12 protein-coding genes and 1 pseudogene are annotated in these 11,346 nt (G+C 58.0%); 10 read left to right on the top strand and 3 right to left on the bottom strand.

The genetic code is table 11. The features are described from left to right. The 8 genes and pseudogenes from OXG98_05875 to OXG98_05910 form a co-directional block, all read left to right on the top strand. Window positions 1–304: hypothetical protein (locus OXG98_05875; protein MCY3771529.1), on the top strand; the 304-nt coding region annotated here is incomplete at its 5' end. A 114-nt stretch (window positions 305–418) separates the two neighbouring features. Continuing rightward, window positions 419–751 (top strand): HigA family addiction module antitoxin, encoded by a 333-nt coding sequence (locus OXG98_05880; protein ID MCY3771530.1) that lies wholly within the window; start codon window positions 419–421, stop codon window positions 749–751. 109 nt (window positions 752–860) lie between these two features. Beyond that, the gene (locus tag OXG98_05885) at window positions 861–2,537 is read left to right on the top strand and encodes a glutamine--tRNA ligase/YqeY domain fusion protein (protein ID MCY3771531.1); all 1,677 of its coding nucleotides are present in this window, start codon (window positions 861–863) and stop codon (window positions 2,535–2,537) included. 60 nt (window positions 2,538–2,597) lie between these two features. Beyond that, window positions 2,598–3,674 carry a DUF4432 family protein gene (locus tag OXG98_05890; GenBank protein ID MCY3771532.1) on the top strand — a complete coding sequence of 359 codons (1,077 nt, stop codon included), beginning with the start codon at window positions 2,598–2,600 and terminating at the stop codon, window positions 3,672–3,674. A 139-nt stretch (window positions 3,675–3,813) separates the two neighbouring features. Beyond that, window positions 3,814–4,098 carry a type II toxin-antitoxin system RelE/ParE family toxin gene (locus OXG98_05895; GenBank protein MCY3771533.1) on the top strand — a complete coding sequence of 95 codons (285 nt, stop codon included), beginning with the start codon at window positions 3,814–3,816 and terminating at the stop codon, window positions 4,096–4,098. Window positions 4,099–4,119: 21 nt separating this feature from the next. Next, entirely contained in the window at window positions 4,120–4,410 is a 291-nt protein-coding gene (locus OXG98_05900; protein MCY3771534.1) for a HigA family addiction module antitoxin, read from the top strand. Between the two features lie 520 nt (window positions 4,411–4,930). After that, window positions 4,931–5,455 (top strand): annotated as a pseudogene (locus tag OXG98_05905) (hypothetical protein). Between the two features lie 92 nt (window positions 5,456–5,547). Continuing rightward, window positions 5,548–6,393 carry an endonuclease/exonuclease/phosphatase family protein gene (locus tag OXG98_05910; GenBank protein ID MCY3771535.1) on the top strand — a complete coding sequence of 282 codons (846 nt, stop codon included), beginning with the start codon at window positions 5,548–5,550 and terminating at the stop codon, window positions 6,391–6,393. Between the two features lie 26 nt (window positions 6,394–6,419). Here OXG98_05910 and OXG98_05915 read toward each other — a convergent pair whose 3' ends face one another. Genes OXG98_05915 through OXG98_05925 form a run of 3 tightly spaced genes read right to left on the bottom strand, consistent with a single transcriptional unit; the run spans window position 6,420 to window position 9,748 of the window. Beyond that, window positions 6,420–7,262, bottom strand: coding sequence for a phytanoyl-CoA dioxygenase family protein (locus OXG98_05915; GenBank protein MCY3771536.1), 843 nt, complete (start codon window positions 7,260–7,262; stop codon window positions 6,420–6,422). Between the two features lie 28 nt (window positions 7,263–7,290). Beyond that, the gene (locus OXG98_05920) at window positions 7,291–9,300 is read right to left on the bottom strand and encodes a hypothetical protein (GenBank protein MCY3771537.1); all 2,010 of its coding nucleotides are present in this window, start codon (window positions 9,298–9,300) and stop codon (window positions 7,291–7,293) included. Further along, window positions 9,290–9,748 (bottom strand): hypothetical protein, encoded by a 459-nt coding sequence (locus OXG98_05925; GenBank protein ID MCY3771538.1) that lies wholly within the window; start codon window positions 9,746–9,748, stop codon window positions 9,290–9,292. Before OXG98_05925 ends, OXG98_05920 begins: the two co-directional genes overlap by 11 nt. 353 nt (window positions 9,749–10,101) lie before the next feature. Here OXG98_05925 and OXG98_05930 point away from each other — a divergent pair, with 353 nt between their 5' ends. Next, complete coding sequence (locus OXG98_05930) at window positions 10,102–10,929, top strand: phosphoenolpyruvate hydrolase family protein (GenBank protein MCY3771539.1); 828 nt, start codon at window positions 10,102–10,104, stop codon at window positions 10,927–10,929. Between the two features lie 75 nt (window positions 10,930–11,004). After that, window positions 11,005–11,346: cupin domain-containing protein (locus OXG98_05935; GenBank protein ID MCY3771540.1), on the top strand; the 342-nt coding region annotated here is incomplete at its 3' end.

Raw genomic sequence — 11,346 nt, forward strand, 5'->3', positions numbered from 1 at the left:
TGAGCGATCCGGGGCGAACCCGAATATGGGACTGGACCTGCACCGGGTGTTCATCGAGGCCGGCCTGCCCGAACCTACCCTGGACGCCGGCATGCTGCTGGGTGGTTCCGCCGACTGGCCGGGGTATTCGTACGTCGCGAATTCCTTCCGAAGCGTCGTACCACTCCTGGAACACTACGGGATCGCAACCGCCGAAGAGGTGGACATCGACACCATTCCCCAGCGGGTCCGGGAGGAAATCGTCGCGGCGAAGCGCCCCGTGGTCATTCCGCCGCACATTGGGGCGTGGACGACGAAAGTGTGAAAATCAATAGCGCCGCTTTCGATTTTCACATTTGTTGCGTAGTCACGAAATCGGGGACGGAGATGCCTTGGACGTGGAATTAAGCAACTTTTGTGAATAAGAAGAGGAGCTGGTATGCGCGTACCCACAAATCGAATTACAACTCACCCGGGCGCGCTTTTGCTCGAACAGATTCATGAAATGGGATTGACCGTCAACGGACTGGCACAGGATATAGACCTTCCTGTCAAGAGACTTCATGAAATTGTACACGAAAGGCGCGGTGTGACTGCTGAAACCGCCATCGACTTAGGTGATTATTACGACCAGACTCCAGAGTTCTGGATGAATGCTCAGAAAACCTATGAGTTATCCAGGGAACTGGTAATGAATAGTAAAGAAATACGTTCCCGTGTACGCCGTCATGCTAAAGACCGTTACGAAGAATCGAAAACCGCACGTGTATGAAGGCTGACCAACCCACGCAACATCTCCATCAACCCCTTGCCATTTCCTCCCTGACGCTCTATATTACACGGTCTTGAATCTGCCCCTTCGGTAACCTAAACAGGTACCCATGAGCACTGAAAAACCATACCGGGATTTCATACGCGAGATCATCGACGCGGACATGGAGAGCGGGAAGTTCGGTGGCAAAGTGATGACCCGTTTCCCTCCGGAACCGAACGGCTATCTCCATATCGGTCACGCGAAGTCGATATGCCTCAATTTCGGGGTGGCGGAGGAGTACGGCGGCCTGTGCAACCTCAGGTTCGACGACTCGAATCCGGAAACGGAGAACGTGGACTACGTCGAGGGAATCAAGCGGGATATCCGGTGGCTGGGATTCGACTGGGAGGACCGGCTCTACTTCGCCTCGGATTACTTCGATAAGCTGTACGCCTACGCGCTGCAACTCGTGGACCAGGGCGATGCCTACGTAGACAGCCTGACGTGGGAAGAAATGCGCGACCACCGCGGCACGCCCACGGAACCGGGCCGGAACAGTCCGTACCGCGACCGGACGACCGCAGAAAACCGGGATCTCTTCGAACGCATGCAGGCCGGGGAGTTTCCGGACGGCACGCACGTCCTGCGGGCCCGGATCGACATGGCCCATGCCAACCTGACGATGCGCGACCCCGTGCTGTACCGGATCCGGCACGCCCATCATTACCGCACCGGGGACAAGTGGCGCGTGTATCCCATATACGACTTCACCCATTGCCTGTCGGATTCCATCGAAGGTATCACCCATTCGCTCTGCACCCTGGAGTTCGAGAACAACCGGCCGCTGTACGACTGGATCCTGGACCGGCTGGACGTCTACCATCCCCAGCAGATCGAGTTCGCGCCGCTGTCGCTGGCCCACACCGTGCTTTCGAAGCGCTTCTACCGGCCGCTCATCGAAGAAGGCGTGCTTTCCGGCTGGGACGACCCGCGTATGCCCACGCTGTCCGGCCTGCGGCGCCGGGGATACACTCCCGAGGCCGTCCGGACCCTCTGCGACCGCGTCGGCGTGGCCAAGAACCACAATCTCATCGACATGGCCCTGGCGGATTTCATCATCCGGGAGGACCTGAACAAGCGGGCGCCCCGGGTCATGGGCGTGCTGGACCCGTTGAAGGTCGTGATCACCAATTACCCCACCGACCGCACCGAGCAGATGGAAGCCGTGAACAACCCGGAAGACGAGGGCATGGGCACGCGGCAGGTGCCTTTTGCCCGTGAAATCTATATCGAGCGAAACGACTTCATGGAAGATCCGCCGCGCAAGTTCTTCCGGCTGGCGCCGGGCAGGGAAGTCCGCCTCCGCTACGGCTACTACATCACCTGTACGGACGTGATCAAGGACGATGACGGGCGCGTAGTCGAACTGCACTGCACCTACGACCCGGAATCCCGAGGTGGTAACACACCGGACGGGAGAAAAGTACGCGGCACCATCCACTGGGTATCGGCCGCGCATGCCGTGAACGCCACCGTACGCCTCTACGACCGGCTCTTCAGCGACCCGGATCCCCGTCCGGGTGAAGTCGACGATGACCGGTCCTTATTGAATCCTGATTCGCTCAAGACCGTCACGGACTGCAAGGTCGAGCCCGGGCTGGCGGATGCCGAACACGGCGTGAACTACCAGTTCGAGCGACTGGGCTACTTCTGTATCGATGCCGTCGAAACGCAGCCCAATGGACCCGTTTTCAACCAGACGATCACCCTGCGCGATACCTGGGCGAAAATCCAGCAGAAGTAGAACAGAAGTAGATACGAGTTTACGTAACGAACAGAGACGATTCCATCCAGGAAGGTGACTATGGCACGTCTATTCGGAAAAGAGTATACACGCCGGGAACTGCTCGATCTCGTCGGCGACATGAGCCAGGTAGCCCACGCCCGATACGGCGAACTGCGCGAAGGCACCGACCGGGGCGCCGATCTCATCGAGGTGTTCAACGCCTCGGGCCTGTGTTTCTCCCTGCTGCCGGGACGGGCGCTGGACGTAGCCTCGGCCCACTACAAGGGCATGTCACTGTGTTTCCGCGGCAACACGGGCGACGTGGGGCCGGCGTTCTACGAACCGCAGGGCTACGGTTGGATGAGGGGGTTCTACGGCGGACTGGTCCTGAGCTGCGGGATGACGTTCACGGGACATCCGGAAGTCGATCCGGAAGAAGAAAACGAAGAGCTCGGCCTCCACGGGCGTCTGTCCTTCCTTCCCGCCCGGCAGGTCCATACCGACGGCCAGTGGGACGGCGACGACTACATCGTCAAGGTACGCGGGAAAATCAGGGAAGCCGTTGTCTTCGGTACGAACCTGGAACTCACCCGGGAAATCTCGACGGTCCTTGGCGAGAAATCGCTGCACATCCACGACCGGATACACAACCAGTCGGTCGATCGCTCACCCCTTATGTTCGTCTATCACTGTAATCCCGGTTTCCCCATCCTCGACGAGGGCACACGCGTCGTCATCGACAGTGAAAAGTCGACGGAATGGCTCGAAGACCGGGAGGTCGATCCAGAGACCTTTTCTACGGTCTCTGCACCCGCAGAAGAAGCGCACGACGACGTCTACGTCCTCCGTCCCCGGGCCGATGCCAGCGGTCTGTGCCACGTAGGACTGATCAATGATCGCCTCGGTCTGGGTCTGTACTGGTCCTTCCCCAAGGCGGAGATCCCCCTCGTCAGCCACTGGCAGCACTTCCACAAGGGAACCTACGTCACCGGCATCGAACCGGGCAACGTCAGCATGCTCGGCCGGGCCTGGAACCGCAAGAACGGCTACCTGCAACACATCGAGCCCGACGAAGTGCGCGACTTTCACGTGGAGATCGGTGTGTTGGAAGGAGCGGAGGAGATTGCGGCGTTCGTGGCGAAGGTTGGTGGGTAAATTCTGAAGTAGGTTACTAACAAATTCCTGTATCGACTCCTGTATTGACCTATTGTTGATTCGAGTCGTTAATTAGTTCTCTGGTTCCATGAATTGACGTTTGACGTACATCGTCATCTCATGTAATTTGGTTTCAGCTATGATTCTTGGATACAAGGATCGCAGGACCGAGCGATTCGCCAGTGGCGAATTCACCGCTTCGTTTCAGGGATTTGAAAAACAGGCTGCGAAAAGACTTTCGATTCTGAATGCTGCCCCATCGCTTAATACCTTGAAAGCACTGACCAGCAACCGTTTGGAAACTCTCCGAGGAAAGAGAAGAGGGCAGTATTCAATTCGAATAAACAACCAATGGCGAATCTGCTTCAGATGGCCCGGTGACAGTCCGGGACCGTTAGACGTGGAAATTGTAGACTATCATTAAGGCAACATGGAGGATGGAATCATGCTCCAGCGTACCATTCATCCCGGCGAGATTCTTCAGGACGAGCTCGAAGAATTGGGCGTTGTGCCATCGGAATTCGCACGTCAGATTGACGTTCCGCCAAACAGGATCAACCAGATTATCTCAGGCAAGCGGTCGATTACGGCGGACACGGCCTTGCGCTTCGGTCACTGGTTCGGCGTGGAACCGCTGTTCTGGATCAACCTGCAGTCACAGTTTGACCTTGCAGCAGCCCATAGGAGAGTCGGTACGGCTATCCGCGCATTGCCCACAGCATTTAATCGATCCTGACTGACCGTTACTACCCCCTTGATGGTTCATGCAGTCTGTCCTCCTCGTTCGATCATGTGTGCAAGATCAGTATCGAACACGTGCAGGAGATCATTCGGGACCTGTGGTGTGATTCACGCAGGATATCCCTACTCGTTTCAACATCAAATCTAATGAAATGACTATGAAAGAGCGGGAGGAACATGACTGGCGACCATCGTAAAGCCATCAGGATCAGGACGGCCTCTATCCTGGTTATGGTGGCCACCATGGATATCGAACCGGTAGACGCCCAAGGGACCGCAATCTCAAGTAGAGACCATGTGCGCCAGACTGAAACTGCAACTGAGCCGACTGAATCCGCCACCTACCAAAACACTTTCTACCTTCGGATCGGCGCGAGCCTTTATCTGCCCTCGACAACCAGGTTCGGGGACAGGAATTGTCTGAGTACGTCTCCCGCGGCGCTCTACGGGTGTGGAACGGGAGGCGACGGCATCGCTAGAGGTACGCGGGGTGATTACAGCATGGCGGCGGTGTCGAGGTCGGCCTCGGATACGTCGCGACACCGGGTCTGCGCCTGGAAACGTACATATCCTACCGTCCGAGATTCGCCTTCGAAGGGACCGCCAACTTCCTTCAGACCGATGCACTACAGTCCGTATCGGCGGACCTGCAGTCCGCTTCCAGCACGGTCGCCGCGTACATGGATTTCATAGCGCACGGTCCCTTTAGTGTGTTCGCGGGTGCCGGCGCCGGACTGCATTATGTCGATATCAGCGAATACCTAATGACGTTTCCCAGGACGCAGACCATCGTTCCGGACGGCCGGCGGGTCGATTTCTCCGTAATGCTGGCAGCCGGAGTGGCTACGTCTCTTTCGGACAGGGTCACGCTCGATCTTGCATGGCGATACGTGAATTGGGGAATCGTAGAGACCGGAAGAGCCACCGGCCGGGTCATCTGGAAGGACGGCAGCCGCGAACCGCTGGAGTTAGACCTCGCCGAAACCTGGGCTATGATCAGCGGGCAGGGATTCAGGGTGTCATTGCGCTATGGGTTTTGAACCGGAAAACGACGCGTTGTTTACCAACTAAGTGAGTATATGACATGATACTTAGGAGCGGCGGATATGCTCAGTATTAGAGAACCCTCACTATGATCAAAATCGTTTGCTGGAACATACGAAGGAGCAAGGCACCCTGGGACGAACTGCTCGCAATGGATGCAGACGTCGGTTTGATTCAGGAGGCTGGTAAGATTCCTCCAGATCTACGCGCACGGATCGACACCGGTTCACATGCGACCTGTGACCAGTGGTTCTACCTGGATGATTTCGATCGTTGGCCTTTGGTTGTAAAACTGTCAGATCGAGTCAGGGTTGAGTGGTTCAAACGAGTTGTTCCTCGATACAAATCAGCTGCCCCCGACGAGATGGTCGTCAGCGATGCCGGTACCATTGCCGCCGCGCGGGTGATTCCCCTCGATCAGGAGCCCTTCATCGTAGTTTCGATGTACTCGCGGTGGTTAAAACCGCACAAATCTACCCCAACGAAATGGAGTGTAGGCTATTCTGACGCGTCTACTCATCGGATCATTTCTGATCTCTCGGCCTTTATAGGTTCCAGTGATCCGGCCACCCACCGGATAATTGCTGCGGGGGACCTTAATACCATTTACGAGTGCACTGACACAGCTTTAGTCATTCCTACGAGAGACAAGTCTGTATTTGAACGTATGGACGGGCTTGGATTGAGATTCCTGGGGCCTCGATATCCAGATGGTTTATGTAAAACCCCTACGCCAAAGGGACTACCCTCCGATACGATGAACGTACCTACTTACTACACTGTACGAGCCAGAACACCTGAGAACGCCCGCCATCAACTCGACTACGTATTCGCTTCACGAGGATTCCACAAGGGCATCCGAACCAGAGCCCTGAACGATCCCGTAGAGTGGGGTTCCAGCGACCACTGTCGTATTATGATTGAAATCGACTAATCCCGCTTCCCAATACCCTTATATCTTCACACCACCCCCCACGCCACCTTCCCATATTCTCTTTCCCGTTCTTCCCGGTATCCCTCTGCGATCTCGAAATCTCGGCCCAGCCAGAGCGCGTCTCGCTGCGCAGGTGTAAGCGCCTCGATCAGTTCATCGGTAAGCACATCCTCGAAACGGAACCGGTGGTCGTTACTCGCTCCGTCTCGAAACAGCCAGTGACTCATCGACCTGCCTTCACGGGAGGTATTGAGCCCGGTTGCGTGAAAGATTCTTGAATCACGTACGATAAGTTGGTCCGGCCTTACCTCGAGCGGAACCTCTCCAGGCAGTTCCACATCTGCAATGCCATCGACCCAGTATTCTTCGGGATATCCCTGCTCCCGCCGCCGACGTTCCGCTTCCTCCTTGAACCGGTCGGCGGACCCGATGTGACTGCCGGGAATAACCCGGAGACAGCCCTGCGCGACCGATGCGCCCGAGAAGTAGTGCATGAACTCGGTGTAGACCATTTCGCTGTCGCGGTGCCACCAGAACGAGTGGTCGGGCGCCAGTTCATTGATGCCGCCGTTGCGGAGATAGACATCGTCGTCACCGGCGAGTTGCCTGGCCATTTCGAGGATTTCCGGATGGAGCATGATCTTCAGGAAAGGCAGGGCATGGTCGAGCGCGCACCAGTAGGAGCCGGGAATCTGCGGAGCCAGCCGAAAATGATTCCGCCGGGTATCCGCGGTGACCGAATCAGGATCGATGGCGACTTTTTCCACGGCATTCTGGCAGTCCTGCGTAAGGGTCTGCAGAAAGGGGCAGTCGACAATGACATATCCGTCCCGGTGATACGCTTCGAGCTGTGACAACGACAGTTTCAAGGACGTTCCTTTCTCCGAAATGGATACATCATACTTCGATTTTCAGTCCCATCTCCAGCGTCTCACGTGGAATATCTCCCAGATGCTGTTCATTCACCACGATGCGGTATGCGTCTTCGACCAGATAGCCGAATTTCAGCGGGATTTCTCGCCGCGCCGAGTATGGCATAGCGAGGTCTCCCAGCGCGTTGACCACGGACAGTTCTATGGCATTGTCCGACCATCCCGTCACTTCCGCGGTGACACCGTCTATGGCAACCGCTTTCCTGGATGAACCGTCCATCCACACGCCGCCGAAATGCCGTTCCAGGTAAGCAGTCGCGGCGAGACCGCCGCCTGGTCCCCAGTTGAAGCCCGTCCAGCCACCGCCTTCGCCGGAATGCACCCTGGGATCGCCGTGCATGAGGCTTTCGGGGGACAATCCGATTCCCGGCTGCACCTGTACCTGTTCCGCCATGGTGACGCGGTAGTCGTTGATGCCGTTGGCGTGGTTCTCCTCCATGTCCATGGCGGCGAAAGCGGCACGGGACGCGGCCACGGCGCGTTCAAGGTATTCGATCTTGCCCGTGGCGCGGTAATAGTCCGCATAAGTGGGCACTACGCGGGACTGCCGGCCGTCGTTCCATTCGCCGTCGCAGTTCATCACACCGAAACCGCCGAATAGGCAGGCCTTGCCGAACCGGTTCGGCGCCCACACCTGCTGGAACAACGACAGCAGACCCAAACAGTACTCGCCCTGTTGTAGCCACTGCCGGTCTTCGGTCAGTTGGTACAGGGCCAGGAAGTGATCAGCGGCCCACTGAACGGCCAGCGTATTGACCGGCGGGATCCCGTTGAGCGGATCGACCCAGTACAGGGGTCTCGGCGCGCAGGAATAGAAGAGTTCGAAATCCTGGAACTTCATCCGCGGTACGATTTCCCGGTTCATAAACGCGCCGGCCTTCACGGCGGCCCGTTCCATTTCGGGATCTCCGATGATCCGGGCGGTCTTCGCCAGCACCGCGCCGCCGATGGCCGTCGGTGCGTCTTCTTTCAGTTGCGGCGCGGGGTGGAGCTGACGGTCGAAATAGGTGGGGATAGCGCCGGACGGAAGCTGGGCGTCAACCAGGAACCGGCAGAAATCGATAATCCAGTTCAGTATTTCGGAGCCGCGTTCGAGATCGGGATATTGTTCATGCCAGTAAAGCATCCACCAGGCCGTTACACCCATGGACTGGAGGTCGTACCCATCCATCGGGTGCGCGGGCCACGAGGTCCAGTACATGGCTCCTTCCCAGGACGCAGTATCGACATTGTATATACAGGGGAAGGCACCGTCCCGCCGGGGTGAAGAAAGCCGCAGGTTGATCATCCCCTCGGCGATGGCGACGAGATCGTCATCGGCCCATTTCCTTCCGTAATGCAATAGGCCGAAACCCGCCTGAAAGTCATTCTCCCAGGCGTGGTAATTGACCCCCCTGCGCCAGGTGTTTTCTATGCCATACCCCGCTCGATCACCACAGGATACGGGCTTTGACCACAGTTTCAGTTCATGCTTGTAGGTATACCGTCTTCCGTACTCGTCGAAGGGCATGACCTGGGGCCGAATGTCCTTCAAATACCGCGACCCGTATTTATCCCACAACAACTCCGTGACCTGGGTCACGATCGATTCAGGGCCCTCGCCGGTGCCGATCAAGAGATCAAAGCCATAGGTGATCTCGGTCCCGCTGACCGGCGCGGCTTCATCACGGGCCGTCAGCACGTGACCGTCCGGTTTCCATCTGCAGATTCCATAGGATATGCGGGGCAGTCCGTAGGTCTCGCCGCTGCCGGGGTGATGCCAGGCGCGCAGGTCGAGGGCGTGACGCAGATCCGGCTGCACCTGCATGCGGTCCAGGTCGGGTACAATGGCCGCGTAAACGCCGTGGGCCAGAACGATAGCGCAGGGCGATCGGAAGAACCAGTCGCCGGCCACGTGATCCTCGTTGTCATGAAGTCCGGGAATCCACGCGAAATCCAGGGGCAGGGCGTAACCCATCGCCCGGTCATCGGGCATGAAGTCCGGGAATCCACGCGAAATCCAGGGGCAGGGCGTAACCCATCGCCCGGGCATCGGGCATGAAGTAATAGTGGTTCATGAGCCGTGCGAGGAGCGCGCCCGAACGCGTGAGGCAATCGCGTACCTCGACGTAGAGCCGGTTGTCTGATTCAACGGATATCCGTTCCTCGATCCTGTGTCCACCGATCTCGCCGCGGCGGATGAGTCCGTTCGTCCCCTGGTCGGCGATTTCCGTGAAGAAAGAGCCGTACCCATCGCTCGAAGGGGTGACTTCCAGGTCTTCTACCGCGGATTCCTCATACCTTTCCCAGGGTCGGTGCTTGTTTGCCGCCTGGTGGGACAGCACGGTACGCCAGCCGCGCTTAGGATCCCGGCATTCGAAACGCAGGATATGGGCATTCCCGTGCTGTATTGGGATGATCCGCAGGTGTTCGGCTTCAATCAAGGTGGATTCCTCGAGGTATCCGGTCTTTCTCCGGGCCTCTACCGGAGGGCAGTACCGTATGCTGCGAGATAGACCGAAATCACTTCTTGCATCCGAGAAAATACAGCGTGGCCAGCGCCTATTCAATCAGATTGCCTGTCCAGGGTTCTCCGAAACCAATTTCGTTGACGCTGGTTCCACGGATTTCTATACTCGAATCATACTGCCGGATCGGCAGTCAGCGAGCAATAGTCGTGGGAATCAGGCTTTGAGCGGAATCCATCACGCGGTCACTCAAGTTGCAAATCTCATGATGCAGATCTCTTCACACGAAAAGTATCACGTGTAATCCAGTACCCAATTCGGAGCAAACCATGGCCATCCCCTATGACGAATGCCTGCGGCGGCTGCGGGCGCAGGTATCCGAAGGCAAGCCGATCATCGGCACGGGCGCCGGCACGGGGCTTTCCGCCAAGTGCGCGGAGGCCGGAGGCGCCGACATCATCATCATCTACAACTCCGGGCGCTATCGCATGGGCGGGCGCGGTTCGCTCTCCGGCATGATGCCCTACGGAGACGCCAACCAGGTGGTGGTGGAAATGGGCCAGGAGGTCCTGACCATCGTGGAGGACGCCCCCGTGCTGGCAGGGGTCTGCGGTACGGATCCCTTCCGCATCATGAGCGTCTTCGTCCGGCAGCTCAAGGACCAGGGCTTCTCGGGCGTTCAGAATTTCCCCACGGTCGGCCTCATCGACGGGCTGTTCCGCCAGAACCTAGAAGAAACGAACATGGGATACGACCTGGAGGTCGAGATGATCGCCGAGGCCCACCAGGCCGGACTCCTCACCTGTCCCTACGTCTTTTCAGAGGAGGAGGCGGTAAAGATGGCCGAGGCCGGCGCGGACGTGCTCGTGCCCCACATGGGCCTGACGACCAGCGGAACGATCGGCGCCCAGACGGCCATGACGCTCCAGGAGGCCGCAGCCAGGGTACAGGCCATCAGGGACGCGGCCGTCGGCGTGAGGGAAGATATCCTCGTGTTGTGCCACGGCGGACCGATCGCCGAACCGGATGACGCCGAATACGTGCTGAACAACACGACCGGAGTCGTCGGTTTCTTCGGGGCGTCGAGCATCGAGCGCCTTCCGGTGGAACGGGCGCTGACGGAACAGGTCCGCCACTTCAAGGGACTGGCTATCTAAGACCGATTCAAATGTAAACAAGGTTCGACGCGCGGTTGTAATCACCGCAGTCAAGCACTTACTCAGGAGGCAGCCATGCCAGAACCGGGCCTTCGATTCGTAGAGCCGGACGACGTGGAAACCATGATGTTCGACTGGGGCAACATCAAGTGGTTCAGCGAACCCCGGGTGACCGAGACTGAACGCTTCACCATGGGGCTGGTCGTGCTTGAGCCGGGCAAGGGCCACGAACGGCACAATCACCCCGGCGTGGAGGAGATCCTCTACTACATTTCCGGTGAAGGCGTGCAGATGGTGGAGGAAGACGGTCAGGAGATACGCCGGAAGGTCGGACCCGGCATGATGTGCCACATTCCCGCCGACATGTACCACGAAACGATCAACACGGGCTGGGAACCCATGCGAATCATCGCCATC

It is taken from the genome of Gemmatimonadota bacterium, assembly GCA_026706345.1.
GTDB lineage: Bacteria > JAAXHH01 > JAAXHH01 > JAAXHH01 > JAAXHH01 > JAAXHH01.

Coding starts and splice junctions, on each gene's coding strand:
- OXG98_05895 (MCY3771533.1), top strand. CDS start 3,814: ATGATTCTTGGATACAAGGATCGCAGGACCGAGCGATTCGCCAGTGGC.
- OXG98_05890 (MCY3771532.1), top strand. CDS start 2,598: ATGGCACGTCTATTCGGAAAAGAGTATACACGCCGGGAACTGCTCGAT.
- OXG98_05900 (MCY3771534.1), top strand. CDS start 4,120: ATGCTCCAGCGTACCATTCATCCCGGCGAGATTCTTCAGGACGAGCTC.
- OXG98_05920 (MCY3771537.1), bottom strand. CDS start 9,300: ATGCCCGATGACCGGGCGATGGGTTACGCCCTGCCCCTGGATTTCGCG.
- OXG98_05910 (MCY3771535.1), top strand. CDS start 5,548: ATGATCAAAATCGTTTGCTGGAACATACGAAGGAGCAAGGCACCCTGG.
- OXG98_05885 (MCY3771531.1), top strand. CDS start 861: ATGAGCACTGAAAAACCATACCGGGATTTCATACGCGAGATCATCGAC.
- OXG98_05930 (MCY3771539.1), top strand. CDS start 10,102: ATGGCCATCCCCTATGACGAATGCCTGCGGCGGCTGCGGGCGCAGGTA.
- OXG98_05880 (MCY3771530.1), top strand. CDS start 419: ATGCGCGTACCCACAAATCGAATTACAACTCACCCGGGCGCGCTTTTG.